This is a genomic window from Microbacterium sp. HJ5 (genome assembly GCF_054824025.1).
This window is the reverse complement of record NZ_JSYE01000030.1, coordinates 1-17,883: the sequence shown is the minus strand read 5'-3', so window position 1 is coordinate 17,883 and position 17,883 is coordinate 1. Positions and strand designations below refer to the sequence as shown.

Annotated in this window: 13 protein-coding genes; 3 read left to right on the top strand and 10 right to left on the bottom strand. The window is 68.0% G+C overall.

Translation table 11 applies throughout. The features are described 5' to 3' along the window. Positions 1-10 precede the first annotated feature (10 nt). From OB08_RS13720 to OB08_RS13680, 9 genes are all read right to left on the bottom strand, one after another. On the bottom strand, positions 11-1,393 hold the full coding sequence (locus OB08_RS13720) for a glycoside hydrolase family 5 protein (RefSeq protein ID WP_461475644.1): 1,383 nt from the start codon (positions 1,391-1,393) through the stop codon (positions 11-13). Positions 1,394-1,434: 41 nt separating this feature from the next. Next, on the bottom strand, positions 1,435-2,943 hold the full coding sequence (arfA, locus tag OB08_RS13715; protein WP_461475642.1) for an arabinosylfuranosidase ArfA: 1,509 nt from the start codon (positions 2,941-2,943) through the stop codon (positions 1,435-1,437). A 49-nt stretch (positions 2,944-2,992) separates the two neighbouring features. Continuing rightward, complete coding sequence (locus OB08_RS13710) at positions 2,993-3,919, bottom strand: carbohydrate ABC transporter permease (RefSeq protein WP_461475641.1); 927 nt, start codon at positions 3,917-3,919, stop codon at positions 2,993-2,995. Next, on the bottom strand, positions 3,916-4,842 hold the full coding sequence (locus tag OB08_RS13705) for a carbohydrate ABC transporter permease (RefSeq protein ID WP_461475639.1): 927 nt from the start codon (positions 4,840-4,842) through the stop codon (positions 3,916-3,918). Before OB08_RS13705 ends, OB08_RS13710 begins: the two co-directional genes overlap by 4 nt. Positions 4,843-4,910: 68 nt before the next feature. Beyond that, positions 4,911-6,269, bottom strand: coding sequence for an ABC transporter substrate-binding protein (locus OB08_RS13700; protein ID WP_461475637.1), 1,359 nt, complete (start codon positions 6,267-6,269; stop codon positions 4,911-4,913). 194 nt (positions 6,270-6,463) lie between these two features. Beyond that, the gene (locus OB08_RS13695) at positions 6,464-7,417 is read right to left on the bottom strand and encodes a 3-hydroxyacyl-CoA dehydrogenase family protein (protein WP_461475635.1); all 954 of its coding nucleotides are present in this window, start codon (positions 7,415-7,417) and stop codon (positions 6,464-6,466) included. After that, the gene (locus OB08_RS13690) at positions 7,414-7,884 is read right to left on the bottom strand and encodes a ribose-5-phosphate isomerase (RefSeq protein WP_461475633.1); all 471 of its coding nucleotides are present in this window, start codon (positions 7,882-7,884) and stop codon (positions 7,414-7,416) included. The genes OB08_RS13695 and OB08_RS13690 overlap by 4 nt, the downstream gene beginning before the upstream one ends. After that, positions 7,881-9,605: a dihydroxyacetone kinase subunit DhaL gene (gene dhaL / locus OB08_RS13685; protein ID WP_461475631.1), complete on the bottom strand. Its 1,725-nt coding sequence runs from the start codon at positions 9,603-9,605 to the stop codon at positions 7,881-7,883. Before dhaL ends, OB08_RS13690 begins: the two co-directional genes overlap by 4 nt. Further along, the gene (locus OB08_RS13680; RefSeq protein ID WP_461475629.1) at positions 9,602-10,576 is read right to left on the bottom strand and encodes a sugar phosphate isomerase/epimerase family protein; all 975 of its coding nucleotides are present in this window, start codon (positions 10,574-10,576) and stop codon (positions 9,602-9,604) included. The genes dhaL and OB08_RS13680 overlap by 4 nt, the downstream gene beginning before the upstream one ends. A 153-nt stretch (positions 10,577-10,729) precedes the next feature. Here OB08_RS13680 and OB08_RS13675 point away from each other — a divergent pair, with 153 nt between their 5' ends. Continuing rightward, positions 10,730-11,770 (top strand): LacI family DNA-binding transcriptional regulator, encoded by a 1,041-nt coding sequence (locus OB08_RS13675; protein ID WP_461475628.1) that lies wholly within the window; start codon positions 10,730-10,732, stop codon positions 11,768-11,770. 16 nt (positions 11,771-11,786) lie between these two features. On the opposite strand, the gene OB08_RS13670 is transcribed toward OB08_RS13675, so the two are convergent. Beyond that, the gene (locus tag OB08_RS13670) at positions 11,787-12,998 is read right to left on the bottom strand and encodes a LacI family DNA-binding transcriptional regulator (RefSeq protein WP_461475626.1); all 1,212 of its coding nucleotides are present in this window, start codon (positions 12,996-12,998) and stop codon (positions 11,787-11,789) included. A 150-nt stretch (positions 12,999-13,148) separates the two neighbouring features. Between OB08_RS13670 and OB08_RS13665 the strand changes: the two genes are divergently transcribed. After that, positions 13,149-14,615, top strand: a complete 1,467-nt coding sequence (locus tag OB08_RS13665) for an alpha/beta hydrolase (protein ID WP_461475625.1) — start codon at positions 13,149-13,151, stop codon at positions 14,613-14,615. Positions 14,616-14,916: 301 nt separating this feature from the next. Next, positions 14,917-17,136 carry an alpha/beta hydrolase-fold protein gene (locus OB08_RS13660; RefSeq protein ID WP_461475623.1) on the top strand — a complete coding sequence of 740 codons (2,220 nt, stop codon included), beginning with the start codon at positions 14,917-14,919 and terminating at the stop codon, positions 17,134-17,136. The last annotated feature ends 747 nt before the right edge of the window (positions 17,137-17,883 follow it).

Sequence of the window (17,883 nt, the reverse complement as noted above, 5' to 3'; positions counted from 1 at the left end):
GGCTGCCGGATCAGCGCGTCGCGCGCCGGAGGATCCCGGCGAGACCTTCGCGAACCTGGCAGTTCGGGAAGGCGAAAGCGTCCGCGAGGGCCTCGGCCTCATGGGGGTCGACGCCCTCGAACGCGCGGGCGAAGTCGTCGACCATGGCCTCGGCGAGCATCACGTGACGGATGTGTCCGTGGATCCATCGGCGTGCGCCCCACGGATAGGGCTGGAAGTCGGGGAACTCCTGGGCGAAGAGCCGCTCGATCGGCTCGAGGACGTCACGCACCCCCGCGTCGGTGGAGCCCCACGAGTCGACTCCCAGACGCGCCTTCTTCTCGAGCACGGGTGCGATGCGACGCAGATACGCCGAGTCCGGGTCCACGGTGACGACTCCCTGGAGGCCGATGTCCTTATAGGTCCACAGCGCCCAGCTCGCCTCGTGCCGGGCGTAGATCTCGAGCTGATCTTCGAGCAGGCGGTACCGCTGCTCGTCGCGCGCCTGGTCGCCCGTGTACACCGGCCCGAACTCGCCCACCCAGATGGGGGTGCCGGTCTCGCGCATGTAGGCCGTGCGCTCGAGGAAGACCTGCTCGATGCGGTCGCGGTCGACGAACTCGCCCCGCGACACCCCGGGGTAGGGTCCGCCGTCCACGAATCCGGGCAGTGCGTAGTCGTGGGCGGTGTACACGCAGTTCGGGAGCGGGTCGCCCAGCTGGTCGAACTGCGTGGAGTACCGGTTGCCGTCGAGGAAGAGGATGTGGTCGGGGTCGACCGCGCGGATGGCTGCTTCCAGCCGGCGGTAGAACGGGCCGATCGCCGTGCCGTGCGCGTCCGCCGGCTCGTTCACCGGGTTGTAGCCGGCGACCCAGGCGTTCCCCCGGTAGTGGGCGGCAATGGCCTCCCACAGGTGCACCGCGCGGTCCTGCAGCTGCCGCTGGCTCCAGAAGTGCGCCCACTGGGTCGGGTTGTCGCTGTGCCAGTGCTGGTTCTGGGAGCCGGGGACAGCGTGGAGGTCGAGGATCGTGTAGATGCCGTGACGGGCGCACGCGTCGACCACGCGGTCCAGCGTGCGGAATCCCTCCTCACGGATGACGAAGGGCTCGTCGTCGACCTCGAAGTGCCGGTAGTTGAAGGGGATCCGCAGCGAGTTCAGCCCGAGCGAGGCGAGGAACGCCGCGTCGTCGTCGGTGAAGAAGCCTTCGAGGAAGCGGTCGAAGAACCGCGAATACCCCTCATCACCGAGCACGCGTCTCAGGGCGCGACGCTGCTGCGACTCCGCCCCGGCATAGCCGGTGATGAAGTTCTCCATGTTCATCCAGCCGCCGAGCCCGAACCCGCGCAGGGTGACGGGGCCGTCGGGTCCGACGATGCGGTCGCCGCGGACGCGGAGCATGTCTGCCTGTGTCATCTTCTTCCTTCGCCCTGACCGGGGGGTCGCCCGGTCGTGGCTCAATCGAGGGTCAGAACGGTCCAGGAGCAGGCCGGCAGCGTGACCGTCAGCCTGCCGTCGCCGACGATCACGGAGTCGTTCTCACGCGGGCGCACGCGGTCGGGCTGAGAAGCCGAATTCGCCGCATGCACGTCGTCGTCGAACATCGAGGTCGCCGTCACTCGTGCGACGTCTCCGACCCCGCTGACGTCGATCTCGACGGTGGCCTCGTCGGTCAAACTGCGGTTGACCGCGAAGATCGTCGTGCCGCCGCCTTCGTCGTGGGTGGCCACCGCGTCCACGACGGGGACCTGACCGTAGAGCTCGGTGTCGTACGTCGGACTGTCCAGCTTGAGCTCGAGGGCCGTCTCGCGCGCCAGCCGGGACGTCAGCGAGAACGGATAGAACGTCGTCTGCTTCCACGCGGGCCCACCGGGTTCGGTCATGATCGGCGCGATGGCGTTGACGAGCTGCGCGATGCTCGCCGCCGTGACCCTGTCTGCGTGACGGATCAGCGAGATCAGCAGGCTCCCCAGGACGACGGCATCCATCACCGTGTAGGAGTGCTCGAGAAGGTGGGGGGCCACCGGCCACGTGTCGATGCTCGTGACCTTCTCCTCCGTGTCGTAGCGCGACTGGTACCAGACGTTCCACTCGTCGAACGAGATGTTGATGGTTTTGGCGCTGCTGCGCAGCGCCTTCACATGGTCGGCCGTCGCCACGACGGTGTCGATGAAGCGGTCCATGTTCACCGCGGAAGCGAGATAGGTCTCGTAATCGTCGCCGCGGGGCTCGTAGTAGGCGTGGCACGAGATGAAGTCGACGAGGTCGTAGGTCCTCTCGAGCACGACCCGCTCCCACTCGCCGAACGTCGGCATCTGAGCGCTCGAGCTTCCGCACGCGACGAGCTCGAGGTCGGGGTCGAGCTGGCGCATCGCCCCCGCGGCGGTCGCGGCGATCTCGGCATACGCCTCCGCCGTGGTGTGGCCGAGCTGCCACGGGCCGTCCATCTCGTTGCCGAGGCACCACATGCGGATGCGATGGGGATCGGGATGCCCGTTCGCGACGCGCCGGTCGGACCACTGCGTGCCCGACCGCACGTTGGCGTATTCGAGCACGTCGAGCGCCTCGAGGACGCCGCGGGTTCCGAGGTTGACGGCGTACATGAGCTCGCAGTCCGCCTTCTTCGCCCACGATGCGAACTCGTCGAGGCCGATTTCGTTGGTCTCGATCGAGTGCCAAGCGAGATCGAGTCGTCGCGGCCGATCCTCGACCGGACCGATGCCGTCCTCCCAGCGGTACCCGGAGACGAAATTGCCACCGGGATAGCGGACGGTGGTGACACCCATCTCGCGCACGAGCTCCATCACGTCGGCGCGGAAGCCCTGCTCATCGGCGGTGGGATGCCCGGGCTCGTAGATGCCCTCGTACACGCAGCGGCCCAAGTGCTCGACGAAGGAACCGAAGAGCCGCCGGTTGATCGTGCCGACCGTGAAGTGCGGGTCGACGGTGAGGTGTGCTCGGATCATTTTCTTCTTTCGATGACGGGGCGCGGCAGACGGGGCGCACGCGACGCGATCACTTGAGGCTTCCGATGGCGAGGCCGCCTCGCCAGTACTTCTGCAGTGTGAGGAAGGCGATGATCAGGGGGATCACCGAGACGAGCGAGCCGAGCATGATGATGCTCCACAGGCTCTGACCGCCCGCCGCCCCGTACGTCGCCGCGGTCGACTGCCACAGTCCGATGCCCACCGTGACGGGGAACAGCCGGTTGTCCGAGAGCATCACCAACGGGAGGAAGTAGTTGTTCCACGACGCGACGATGGACAGCAGCAGCACCGTCACGATCGCCGGCCGCAGCAGCGGCAGCGCGACCACCAGGAACGACCTGAACTCGCCGGCGCCGTCGACCCGGGCTGCGTCGAGCAGTTCGTCGGGGACCGCGTCGCGCGTATAGACGCACATCAGGTAGACGCCGAACGGGTTGAGGAGCGTGGGGAAGATCACCGCCCAGATGGTGTTGGTCCAGCCCACCTGGGCGAACAGGACGAACGTGGGGATGACCAGCGCCGTCGTCGGCACCATGACGGCGCCCAGGAGGATCGCGAACGAGAACCGCCGGCCCGCGAAGCGGTACTTGGCGAACCCGTAGCCGGCGAGCACGGCGAGCGCGGTGGCGCCCACGCCGCCGAGGATCGCGTAGAGCGCGGAGTTCGCCAGCCAGCGGGCGTAGATGCCGCCGCCGTAGGTGAACAGGTCGATCAGATTGGGGATGTAGTTGATGTCCTCTGCGAACCAGAGCGAACTCCCCCCTCCGAACAGGCCGGCCGCGCTCTTCGAGCTGTTGACGATGAGCCACCAGAAGGGGATGAGGAAGTAGATCATCAGCAGCGCGAGCACGATGTTCAGCGGCACACGGCCTCGTGTCCGCGGCGCACGATCACGCTCGATGATCCTCCGCGGCTTGCGGGGAGCGTCGGTGAGCTCGACGGGGGTGACGCTCATGAGAGGAAGCTCCCTCGCTTGCGGGTCGCGAACAGGAAGATGTACACGCACACGAACACGACCGCACCCAGCGCGAACGAGATCGCGGAGCCGTAGTTGTAGTTCGCCAGCGAGAACGCCTGCTGGTACGCGTACATGTTGGGCGTGAAGTCATTCGGGATGGCACCGGCGGCCAGTTGCTGCAGGATCTGCGGCTCGTTGAAGAACTGCAGAGTCCCGATCAGGGCGAACACGAGGATGAGAAGGAGCGCCGGGGCGACCAGCGGGATCTTGATGCGCAGGATGATCTGCCACTGCGAGGCGCCGTCGATGCGCGCGGCTTCGTAAAGCGTCGGGTCGATCCCCTGCAGAGCCGCGTAGAGGATGATCATGTAGTACCCGGCCCACTGCCACGTGACGATGTTGAGCAGTCCGTAGAAGATCAGACTGCTGCTCAGAAAGTCCGGGGCCTCACGACCAAAACTTTCGAAAATCTCCGCGAGCGGGCCGAAGTTGTCGCTGTAGAGGAACCCCCACATCAGCGCGCCGATGACGGTGGGGATCGCATACGGCATGAAGATCATGAGCCGCGAGAAGCGCGCGAACCGCGTGACCACGATGTCGAGAATCAGGGCGACCGCCAGTGAGACCGCCATCTGCAGCGGAATGAGCACCAGCGAGAACCGGATGACGAAGCTGACGCCGTCGAGGAACGACGGATCGGTGAACGCCTTCAGGTAGTTGCCGAACAGGACGAAACGGGTGCCGCCGATGAGCGACTTCTGGAACAGGCTGAGGTAGAGCGCGTAGCAGATGGGCAGGACGAGGAGCGCCAGGAAGATGATCCCGAACGGGGCGACGAAGGCCCAGCCGGTCAGGTTCTGACGGGTGGCGGTGGGTCTGCGACGCTTCGATGAGACGACGCTGTCGGTTGGGGCGGTCATGGGTTCTCTCCGGGTCTGTAAGGGTGGCCGAGGGCCGGTCCGCGAGGACGGACCGGCCCTCGACTCGGTCACTGGGTGACAGTGAACCCCTGCTCTTCGGCGTAAGCGACGACGTCCGCCTGGAGGGCGTCTGCCGCCTCGGACCCCGTCGCCGAGCCGTCGATGATGGCTGCCAGCTGCTCCGTCAGCGCGGAGTAGTAGTACTGGCCGAGCGGCGTGTACGTCATGCCCTCGTAGGCGTTGGCCGCCGGCACGTACACCTCTTTGTTGGCTTGCTGGCCGCTGAAGAACGGCACCTCGTAGTCCTGGAACTCGGGCGAGTCCAGCACGTTCACGTTGAGCGGGAAGATGATCTGGTTCTGCCAGCCGTCATCCAGCGATGCCGGGTCCGCGTAGACGCCGAACGCGACCTTCGCCGCGAGCTCGGGGTCGGACGCCTGGCTGCTCACTGCGAACGCCGAGCCACCCCAGTTGATGGCGATCGGGTTGTTCGCGTCCCACTGCGGCATGGGGGCCGCCGCCCACACGCCCGCGTCCGCGCCCTCGCCCACGCCGGCGCCCTGCAGGTACCCTGGCGCCCATGCGGCCGAGAGATACGTGGCGTAGTCGCCGTTGATGACACCGGCGATGTACTCCGGCGTGAACTGGTCTTCGGTGCCCACGAGGCCCTTGTCGACGAGGCCGTCCCAGTAGTCCAGGACCTCCTTGATCTCAGGGCTGTTGAGGTTGATGCCGATCTCGCCCTCGTTCGCCGGGTCGTATGTGAACGGCTCGGCGCCGTTCCCGTAGAAGTAGGCAGTCGTGGTGGCGGGCTGGTTGGCGGCGAAGCTCGCGAACACCGGTCCGCCGGCGTCCTTCAGCGCCTGAGCGGTCGTCTCCAGTTCCTCCCACGTCGTGGGAGGGGTGACTCCGTACTCGTCGAAGATGTCGGTGCGGTAGATCATGCCCATCGGGCCGCCGTCGATCGGTGCGCCGTAGACGGAGCTGCCGACCGAGACGTCCTTCCAGGCGCCATCGCTGAAGTTGCCCTTGACGTCTTCGTAGCCGAGGTCGGTGAGGTCGACAAGCGCATCCTGCGCCTGGAACGTGGCGATCCGGTCCGCCTCGACCATCATCACGTCGGGAGCGCCCGTACCCGCCGAGATTGCGGTCTGGAACTTGTCGTACGCGTCGCCGCCGGCGCCGGCGTTCGTCCAGCACACCTGGACGTCGTCGTTCTCCTCGTTGAAGTTGTCGACGACGACCTCGGAGTTGGGGTACCACGCCCACAGCGTCACGACAGGCGCGTCGGGGTTCTTGATCTCGTTCTCGCAGTTGGATGCGTCGCCGCCGCCGCCGTTGCCGCCACCGTCGCCCGGTGAGCAGGCTGCCATCGTGCTGACGAGGGCGAGGGCTGTGACCGCAGTAAGGACGTGCTTCGTCTTCACTGGACTTTCCTTTCGGTTCTGCTGGACATCATCGTCGGTGCATGGCCACCGGATCGGGTATGGGACGTCGGTGCGGCCCGGATCCGACTGGGTTACAACGTTGTAGAGCAACGTTGTAGAGACTTTCCCATCACCGATTGTTCCTGTCAAGAGGGCGGCGGGAATTCCTGCCCGCCGATCGAAAACTTCGCGGATCAGTACGTGACGGGCGGGTCGCCCAGCCTGTGCAGCAACGCCGAGAGAGCCGCGTATGCCTGATCACGGTAGGCCGCGAGCTCGGGCGCGCTCTCGGGAGCTGTCGCGAGGAAGCCTCTCCCTGACTTCATGCCGAGCTCTCCGCTCTCGACCTTCTCCCGAAGCACGTCTGGCGCGCTGAATCGGTCCGGATACGCCGCCCCGAGCGACCGATAGCAGAAGTCGTACACGTCCAGTCCGGCGATGTCGGCGATCGCGAAGGGACCGAAGAACGGCAGGCGGAAACCGAAGGTCGTGCGAGCGATGAGGTCGATCGCCTCTGGCGAAGCGACTCCCTCCTCCACCAGCCGCGCGGCTTCGCCGAACAGCGCGTACTGCAGTCTGTTGAGGACGAATCCGGTCACGTCGGCGATCGGAACGCCGACCTTCCCGCACTCGGCGAGCATCTCCACGACGCGATCCACCGCGCTGGCGTCGGTGCGCTGATGCGGGATCACTTCGACCCCCGGCACGAACGGAGCCGGATTGCTGAAATGGACGCCGAGGAACCGCTCCGGCCGATCGACGGCGCCCGCGAGCGAACCGATGGAGATCGTTGAAGTATTCGTGCCGATCAGCGCGTCCGCGCGTGCACTCGCGCCGATCCGGGCGAGCGTCTCCCGCTTGATCTCGGGCACCTCGGGCACGGCCTCCTCGATGAAGTCGACATCGGCGACGGCTTCCTCGATCGAAGGGGCAGCCGTGACGCGCTCCGCGATGACGCCCGGAGCATCGGCGGGCACGATACGGCGGCGGGCGTGACCTTCCGCCTCCCGGACGATGCGGTCGCGGCCCGCTGCGGCGAGCTCGGCGTTCGCATCCGCCAGCACGACCCGCCGTCCCGCCAGCGCGAGCACCTGGGCGATCCCGCCTCCCATGTATCCCGCACCGACGATCGCCGTTGTCTCGATCATGGACGTCCTTCCTCGTAGTCGTCGATGAGACGCACCTTCCCCGCCGACGCGGAGTCGGGGTCGAAGCGGTGCACGAGCCACTCCCCCACCAGCTTCTTCGCGAGCTCCAGACCGATCACGCGGGCACCGAGCGTCAGCACCTGCGCGTTGTTGCTCTTCACGGCCCGCTCGACCGAGTAGCTGTCGTGCGCCGTGACCGCACGGATGCCCCGCACCTTGTTCGCCGCGATCGCCACACCGAGCCCGGTCCCGCAGACGAGCAGCGCGCGGTCGGCGTCGCCGCGCACCACATACCCGGCCGCCCGCACGGCCACCGCGGGGTACGGGGTGGCGTCGTCGCTCCACACCCCGACATCGATGACCTGTGCGACGCGGGGATCGGCCTCGAGCATGTCCCGCAGGGCGTCCTTGTAGACGAGGCCGGCATCGTCGGCGCCCACGACGATCCTCCAGTTAGCCTCAGTCATCTCTGCTCCTGTTCCCGGAGCTCCGATTCGAGTGCCTCGACGATGAGACAGAAGGACACGGCTCCCGGGTCGGGGTGCCCCACGCTCCGCTCCGCGAGCGGGCGCGCGCGCCCTCGCCGCGGCACCATCGCCGTGGTCGCCTCCGCACCGTGGCGGGCGGCGTCCACCGCCTGGCCCAGAGCGGACGTGAGACCGTCTCCCTCCGACACGCGCGCACGCAGCGTCGCCGTGAACGGCTCGACGGCGTCGAGCATGGTCTTGTCGCCGAGCTCGGCCCCGCCCAGCTCGGCGATCCTCGCCTGCGCCGCCGTCAGGGCGCTCGCCAGGCCGTCCTGCGTCACGTCTTCGGGGCTGCCGAGCGATCCGCCCAGCTCCACGAGCGCCGCGCCCCATAGCGCGCCGGACGTGCCGCCGGCCTTCTCGGCCCAGGCGTCTCCGGCCACGCGGAGCAGCTCGCGGATTCCCGTCCGCGCGTCGGCCGCATCAGCGGCCGCCGCCGCGGCGTCCAGGCCCCGCAGCATCCCGATCCCGTGGTCTCCGTCTCCCGCGACCGCGTCGAGCTCACCCAGCGCCTCGACCTGCTGTGCGACCGCGTCGCGCGCGGTGCGAAGAAGGCGCCGGGCGACGTCGGCCGCTTCGCGCGCCGCGTCGGTGGCCGCGACGGGGGCGCGCGGCTCTCGCACGGGAGCGGCGTCGGTCGCGCGTCGGGCGACGGGGTCCGCGACGGCGACGGAGCCCCGCCGGAACGCCGGGGACGAGGCGGGCGCCGTCCACAGCTGCTCGAGCTCGTCGTCGAGCCATAGGATCGTCAGCGACACCCCCGCCATGTCGAGGCTCGTCACGAACTCGCCGCACTCCGGGGCGACGACCTCGATCCCCTGCGCCTCCAGGTGTCGCACGACGTGCCCGAACAGCACGTAGAGCTCCTCGTACTTCACCGCTCCGAGCCCGTTGAGGATGACGGCCGCTCGCGCGCTGCCGGCGGGCCGTTCCTCGAGCAGCGGCGCGGCCAGCGTGACGGCCAGCTCCGGCGCAGGCTGCAGGGGCACATCGCGGACCCCGGGCTCACCGTGAATGCCGAGTCCGATCGACATCCGGCCTTCGGGCACGGTGAACAGCGGATGGTCGGCACCCGGGAGGGTGCACCCGGCGAAGGCGACGCCGTGGCTGACCGTCCGCTCGTTGGTCCGCCGAGCGAGCCGCTCCACCTCGTCGATGGGATCTCCGCGCTCCGCCGAAGCGCCGGCGACGTGGAAGACGCACAGGATCCCTGCGACGCCGCGCCGCTCGTCACGCTGCTCGTGCGGAGCGCTGGCGACGTCGTCCGTGATGAGCACGGTGCGGGCATCGATGCCGTCGTCGCGCAGGCGGCGCTCGGCCTCGCCGAAGTGGATCACATCTCCCGCGTAGCGCCCGAAGGTGAAGAGGATGCCGCCGCCGGCGTCCGCCGCATGCGCGACGCGCAGCGCCTGCGCCGTCGAGGGCGACGTGAAGACGTTGCCGCACACGGCGCCGGCCGCCATTCCCGCTCCGACATACCCCGCGAACGCGGGGTAATGCCCGGAGCCGCCGCCGATGAGCACGGCGACCTTGCCGGGGTCCAGGGGTCGCGCGCGGACCACGCCCCCGTCGATGACGTGGATCTCCTCACGATGCGCGAGCGCGAAGCCCCGCAGCGCATCGGCGACGAAGGTCTCCGCGTCGGAGAGCATCCGGGTCATGGGTTCCGCCTCTCTCGGGACCGCTGGCGGACGCGGCTCGTTCCGAGCGCGTATCCGCGCCGCGGGAGCACCCGCCCGCGGAGGTAGTCGCGGTTGGTCGCGCTGACGCTGAGCCCGTCCCCGCCGTAGTGCTCGACGCAGATGACTCCCTGGAAGCCGCTGCGCAGCGCCGTCTTCACCGCGGCGCGATAGTCGATGATCCCGAGCTCCAGGGAGGTCGGAGCGGTCGAGACGAAGCCCGCCGCGGAGTCGACGTCCCGGATGTAGTTCTTCACGTGCCAGAAGTTCGCGTACGGCAGGGTCGCCTCTGCGATCTCGCGCCAGTCCTCGACCGCCTCGTGCAGCCGGATCAGATTTCCGATGTCGGGATTGAGCCCGACGACGTCGAGCCCGATGTCCTCGACCAGCCGGACCGCCGATCGCGCCGTGCCGAGGAGAGTGTGCTCGTACATCTCCAGCGAGAGAAGCACTCCGACGTCCTGGGCATGTCGCCCGAGCTCCTGCAGGCGCGAGACGGCGAGGGTCCACGTCTCCTCGTCCGTGCGATCGCGGTGGCCCTCCACCGTCCAGAACCACAGGGCCTCGCGCTGGGCGGGCGTGAGCGCGCGGTGCAGGCCGACGGAGACCACCCCGATGTCGAGCGCGGCCGCGGCGTCGAGGGTCCGATGCGCGTAGGCCAGGTGCTCTGCCCCGAGGTGTTCGTCGATCACGCTGCGGCGGATGGTCGAGAGGGAGGCGGCGCGCAGGCCGGCGTCGGCCAGACAGTCGCGCAGCAGGTCGATCGCCGTCCCGTCGAGGTCGCCCGGACGAACCCAGGAGTCGGTGAGATCGACATCGCCGAACCCGGCGTCGCCGACCTCGGCCAGATCCGCACGCCACCGCCCGACCCACGCTTCGACGTCGCCCGTCGGGTGGGCGGGCTCGAAGGGCAGCATCGCCGCAGCTATCGGCCAGTTGTCCGCTCTCAGCATCGAGGTCCTCCGCGACTCGTCCACGCGCACGATACCTCAATTTACAACGTTGCATGTATCACGTTGCAATACTCGACACGACTGGCGCCCAGTCGCCGTTGCGAGCCCGTGGACGCAGTAGAGTACAGGGGTCCAGGGCAGGCGGGAGCAGCGATGGGACCGACGATGCACGACGTCGCGCGAGTCGCAGGCGTCTCGATCAAGACCGTGTCGAACGTCATCAACGACTACCCGCACGTGCGTCCCGGGACGCGTGACCGCGTCAACGAGGCGATCGAGAAGCTTGACTACCGCCCGAACCTGTCCGCCCGAGGACTCAGGTCCGGCCGCACCGGCGTCATCGGGCTCGCAGTGCCCTCTCTTCGGGAGAACTACTTCGCCGAGCTGGCGGACTCCGTCATCCGTGCCGCCGAGAAGCGCGGGCTCGGGGTGATGGTCGAGCAGACGAGCGGCCAGCGCGAAGCCGAGCTGCGCGCGGTGTCGACGAGTCGGCCGCGATTCCTCGACGGGCTGCTGTTCAGCCCGGTGAGCCTGGGGCAGGCGGATGCCGGTGCCCTGACCGTCGACGCACCCCTGGTCCTGCTGGGCGAGCGCATCTTCGACGGCCCGACCGACCACGTCACGATGCACAACATGTCGGCGGCGCAGGCCGCCGTCGAGCATCTCCTCAGCATCGGCCGACGTCGGATCGCCCTCATCGGCGCAGACCTCGACGATCGGAAGGATGTGAGTTCCGCCAATCTGCGGCTGGAGGGCTACATCCGCGCACTCACGGCCGAGGGCATCGAGATCGACCCGGCCCTCGTGCGACCCACCTCCATGTCGCAATGGAACCGCGGCGGCGGTGCCGCTGCGACCCACCTCATGATCCGCGAAGGCGTCGAGTTCGACGCGGTCTTCGCACTCAATGACACGCTCGGACTCGGCGTCCTGCGCGCCATGCGCGAGGAGGGCCGTCGCGTACCCGACGACGTCGCGGTGATGGGCTTCGACAACATCGATGAGAGCAAGTACTCGGTGCCTTCGATGTCGACCGTCGACACCGGTCGCGACGAGATCGCCAGCATCGCCGTCGACCGCCTCATCGAGCGGATCAACGAGAAGGGCGAACGGCGCCCACCCGAGACGTTCAAGCCCGCGTTCCGGATCGTGGCTCGCGAGTCGACCGGGTTCGAGAGCACCGAGGCAGACTAGCGCGCCCCTCGGGCGCTCAGCGCCCTGCCTTCATCCCGCGAGCCGGCCGAGCGGAAGACGCCCGCACGATCAGCTCGGGCAGCACGCGCTGTCGCGGCTCGACGGGCCGGCGGGCGATCGCATCGACGACGGCGGTCAGCGCTGCGCAGCCGACGGCGTCGAAGTCCTGCCGCACGGTGGTCAGGGGCGGAAGCAGATGACGGGCCTCGGGCACGTCGTCGTATCCCACGACGGCCAGATCCTCGGGCACGCGGATCCCCCGGGTGGCGAGGCCGTGCAGCAACCCCAGCGCCATCTGATCATTGGAGGCGAACACCGCGGTGACGTCGTCGATGAGCGGATGCCGCACCCCGATCTCGTAGCCGAAATCCGAGGTCCAATCGCCGACGATGACCCGCGGTGCGATCCCGCGCGCCTCCATCCCCCGCCTCCAGGCGCGCTCTCGCGCGGCGGCGTCGATCCAGTCGGGCGGGCCGGCGACGTGCAGGATCGATCGATGACCCAGTTCTGCGAGGTGCTCGGCGACGAGCGAGACACCGTGGGCCTGATCGACGGCGACCGTGACGAGCGCGGGGTCGCCGTCGACGTCTCCCAGGACAATGGTCGGGGTGTCACCGGACGCCGCGGTGGCGGCGAGCAGCGACGACATGCGCGGAGCGATCATGCACACGGCATCGACGCCCTGACCGGAAAGGTGCGCGAGACCGTCGCGCGCGCCGGCATCGTCGTGGCCCGTCATCGAGAAGGCGGCGACGGTGTAGCCGGAGCGCCGGGCCGCGCGCTCGATCGCCAGCAGGATGTTCTTCGGGCCGAAGTGCTCCGCTCCGTCGACCATGACGCCGATGCTGCGGGACCGCCGGCTGGCCAGGGCGCGTGCGACGGAGCTGGGCTGGTAACCGAGTTCGGCGATGGTCTGCTGCACGCGGAGGCGAGTCGCCTCCCGGATGTTCGGGTGATCGTTGATCACGCGAGAGACCGTCATGTGCGACACCCCCGCGGCAGCGGCGACGTCGTAGATGCTCGGCCTCTCCACGGCCCCTGTCGCGTCCTGCGTCATGATCTCCATCCGGGCAATTACAACGTAGTAAAGAACTGTCCACACCTTGGCGCGCCGCGCCCGCCCTGTCAAGGCGGGGCCGGCTGCGCCGGCATCCGAGCCACCGAAGCCAATCTGACGCGGCGGATTTACAACGTCGTAGACGTGGATCTTTACAACGTCGTAAACCATCGCTACCCTGGCGTCGTTCGAGCCGCCTCGGGGCGCTTGACGACTATTCAAGGAGGAACAGTGATAAGAGCTCTTCATGCAGGAACGCGCCGCGAGAGAAGACTCGGCGGCCCTCGGAAAGCCGTCCTGGCCGCGGGCTTGGCGCTTGCGATGGCCCTCGGCACGGCACCCGTAGCCGCGCAGGCAGCGGACGTCGACCTCACGCCGGGACCGACCGTGTACGCCGACCCGAACTCGCCGACGGGTTACACCGGCCACTTCGTCTACTACAACCCGAATGCGACGAGCGTGCGGTTCGTCGCCGACATCCTGCTGCGCAACTGGGCCGATCAGACCGACCCCACGATCTATCAGCCGTCGCAGTACAAGCCCGGTCTGATGCGCGGCGGCGGCGGCTACGACGTGCAGATGACCGACGCCGGCAACGGCTACTGGGTCGCCGATGTGCCCCTCGCAGCCGGCGTCAACCAGTACTGGTTCTACGTCGACAACAACACGAGTCTGTGGGTCGCCGACCCCGCGAACTCGCCGATCTTCGCTCCGGACGGCCTCACCGGCACCGCCCGTCGCGCCTTCAACAAGGTGTTCGTGCCCTACGACGCCGAGAAGCAGGACTTCGCCCCGCTCGCCGCGCGCCAGATCGAGCTCCCGCGCGAGGACTCGGCCAAGGGCACGTGGAGCTACGTCGAGGTGCCCGGCCTGCCTCTGCTGGGCGGTACCACCCCACGCACCATCGGGGTGTACCTCCCGCCGGGCTACGACCCGGACCGAGCCGAGCCGTACAAGACGATCTATATGCAGCACGGAAGCGGCCAGGACCAGTCCGACTGGATGAACATCGGCGACGTCCCCGTCATCATGGACAACCTGCTCGACGACGGCACCACCGAGCCCGCGGTCGTCATCACGACGAACACGAACTCGCTCGGGCCCGTCGGCAGCCAAGCGGTCCTCGGCGACGCGTATCCGAACCTGCGCAATGTCGTGATGCCGTTCGTCGAGGCGAACTACAACGTCTCGACCGACCCGATCGACAGGGCGTTCGCGGGCCTTTCCGCGGGTGCCGGCGTCACGCAGAACCTGATCAGGGATGACGTCGACCTGTTCGGCTGGTACGGCCCCTGGAGCGGCGGCGCGAGCGTCCCCGTCAGCACGCCGGACCTCGCTGCGCCGTACATCCTCTATGGCGGCGGCCGCTGGGACTTCGGTCTCCCGAACGCGAACACCGTGGCGAACCTCGACAATGCGGGCTTCGTCGAGAACGTCGTGGTGGCCGGCGCGCACGACTTCAACACGTGGAACCAGATGTTCGCGATCTTCGCGCGGGACTACGTGTGGCACCCGGAGGCGTTCCTCCAGGACGAAATCGACACCCTGAAGGGCGGGGTCGCCGATGCCGGGCTCAACAAGGGCAACACGAACGCGCTGACGGTCAAGCTCACGCAGGCGCTCAGCCTCGTCGAGAAGGGCGACAGCGAGGGCGCGCTCGAGATCCTCGGCGGGTTCGTCGATCAGGTCGCATCATTCGAGAGCGACGGCAAGATCTCTGCGGAGGATGCCGCCGCCCTGACCGCCATCGCGGAGAAGGTGCTGTTCAACGTGGGCTACTGGCAGTAGCCCGATCGGCTGGGAGCCGCTGCACGGGATCCGTGCGGCGGCTCCTTCGCGCGCTCCGAAGCGGGTGCGGTGCGCACCCGTGGTACGCGAAGCGCTAGCGCCGCCATCCCGTCTACAACGTTAGAAAGTTTTCCTTGACCTCCGCTCACTCCGGAGGCAACGATGGATGCGACGGGATTTACGACGTTGTAAACCATCCATTCGATGCGTCGTCGCCCCTCCGCCGGTGGCTCGTCCCCGCTGGTGAGCAACGCTCCCGCATGACATGGTGCGGGTTTCACACGAGAGGAAATCGAAGGTGATGCGGACAGATCACAGGCGGGGCGCTGAGAAGCGCTCCCGCCGCACCATGGTGGCGATCGCCACTGCCGCCGCGCTGGGAGTGTCGACGCTCCTCGCGGCCCAGCCGGCTGCTGCCGCCGAGGACCCGTGGGTCGCGGAGGTCGCCAACGTCGTGCCCGATGTCTACCGGTTCACGGTGCCCAACGCGGCGATCCAGCCGGCGACAGGCATCGCGGGATCGGTCGTCGCGGTCGAGGGCAACTTCGCGCCGGGAAAGACTTGGACGACGCTCAACATGGGGGCGAGCGGGGGCAACTGGACCTCGACCATCGGCCCGCTCGAGCCGGGCCTCTACTACTACCAGTACTCGGCACGCCCCTCGTGGGGGGAGGACGCCATCGCGTTCCGCAATCCCGCCAGCCCACAGGAGGTGACGTCCAAGCCGACGTGGAACACCCTGTTCGTCGACGGCCCGGGCGCCGAATGGCTCGCGGACGCTGCCGGCGGCGGGAGCCTCGACGAGCTCGCCTACGACAGCTCCGTCACCGGAACCGAGCGCTCGGCCCTCGTATGGACCCCGCCGGGCTATGACGAGGACCGCGCGGCGGCATACCCCGTTCTGTACCTGTTGCAGGGCGAGGGCCAGAGCTACCGCGAGTGGGTGGAACTCGGGCGGTTGAAGCAGATCCTCGACAACCTGACCCTCGCGGGCGACATCGAGCCGATGGTCGTCGTCATGGGCGACGGGGAGTCGGACGAGATCCGCGGCGAGGTGGTCAAGAATCTCGCGCCCGCCGCCGAGGATGCCTTCAACGTCTCCAGCGATCCCGCGGATCGCGCGATCGCCGGCATCGGCCGCGGCGCCTCTCAGGCTCTCGAGCTGCTCGTCAGCGCCACCGGAGAGTTCTCGAAGGTCGGCGCGTTCTCGGGAGACCTCGAGCGCAGCGTGGGCAAGGGCAAGGCGCGGCAGATCAACAGTGCGACCGACCTGATCCGTCTGTACGTCGGCAACGTGACCGACCCGGCCTACAACGCGACGGTCGCGCTCGACGACAAGCTCAGCGCCTCGGGCGTCGAGTTCCAGTCCGACGGATCGGACCCCGAGACGGGCGGCACCTGGGACACGTGGCAGAGGAGTCTTCACGACTTCGCCCTGCGCGCGTTCGGGGCGCCGGCAGACACCGGGCCTAGCGAGGGCCACCTCCCGCTCGAGCCGCACTCGCTCCCCGCACCCGGCACGACTCCCACGCCGTGGATCGACGAGAACGGCGTCGTCACCTTCGAGACCGGGACCGAGTTCGCTGACGCGAACAACGTGACGGTCTGGGGCAACTTCGGTCCGGCCGGGAGCTGGCCGCGCACGCCGATGGTGAAGCAGGACGACGGGCGCTGGCGGCTCACGATGCCTGTGGAGTCGGGCTCGTACTACTACAAGTTCGTGGTCGAAGGAGTCGACCACAAGGACCAGACGAACCCGACAACCGTGTTCTCGGAGCGCAACTGGAGCACGTTCCAGGTTCCCGGCGATGACACTCTCCGTGGGGAGTACACGACCCCGGTGGCACCCGAGTCGCGGGGCGACGTCGAGGTCATGAACTACACAAGCACGGCGAGCGGCAATCCCACGCGCTCCGCCTATGTGTGGACTCCGCCGGACTACGACCCCGAGCGCGAGGCGCCCTACCCGGTCTTCTACCTCCAGCACGGCGGCGGACAGACGTGGACGGACTGGATCGAGGTCGGCTTCGCCGCCGAGATTCTCGACAACGCCTACCTGAAGGGCGACATCGTGCCGATGGTCGTCGTGATGGCCAACGGCAACGGCGTGAACTTCCCCAACGAGATCACCCAGCGCATCACGGTGACCGCCGAGGCGGAGTACAACATCAGCAATGAGGGTGAGGACCGCGCCCTGGCGGGCCTTTCGGCAGGATCCGGGGCCACCCTCACCACCCTGTGGGCGCACCCGGGCAAGTTCGCGTACATCTCGGGGATGTCGGCGTTCGGCAGCGTTCCTGCCGGCGCGGACGTCGCGGCGATCAACGAGGGCACGAAGCTTCTGCGCATCTACTCGGGGGACGTTCAGGACTTCACCTACCAGAACACGCTGGCCCTGATCAGCAGCATGACGAACCGGGGAGTGGAGCACGAGTTCGCGCCGATCATTCCCGGCCCGCACAGCTGGGACGTCTGGCAGAAGTCCCTGATCGACCTGCTGCCGCGCCTGTTCAAGGGTTGACCCCCGTCGGCACTGCGGCCTCAAGCACCTGTGAGGGTGAGGAAGCGCCCTCACCCTCACAGGTTCGGAAGATCAGAGAAACCCCCGGAAATCCGGGGGTTTCGGTCTGTAGCAGGAGCGGGGCTTGAACCCGCGACCTCACGATTATGAGGAATCCTCGGGCGCGGCGGTCCAGAGCGGCTCAGGGCGAATTCCGCGGAATCGCGCGGTATGCGGCCGTTCGAACCGCCGCTCGTGGGTGTTCAGGGGCTCTCGAGCTGAGCACGATGTGGGCAAAATGTGGGCAAGCGCCTGAGCCGCGGAAACCTTGCATGCGGTCTAGCAGAGGAAGGGCATGCGGCGCCATCTCAGCATGGGTGACGATGGGATTTGAACCCTTACCGACCCGGATCACAGGCGTCGCACCGGGTCACAGAGCCGCGCGAAATCAACGGTTCGAGATCGCAGACGGTGCATCGAGTCGCATCGGATTCACGGGGATTGTTCCCACGGATGTTCCCGGAACCTGGCGATTGAGGGTCGCGCAGGTTTGAGGCCTACTCCTCATCGAGACTCAGGGCAAGGGCCGTTCTATTTGCACGCATAGCGTGCTCTCCTGAGGCAGACCCCGCCAGGAGCATCACATGCCGGTCTTCCACGAAATCGTCATCGACGGTTACGCCATCCCCGTTCCCGCCGCCGAGGTCGACGCTCTCCGAGCCGGCATCCTGGAGGTGATCAGATCCGGGGAGCCCGACTTCCTCACGC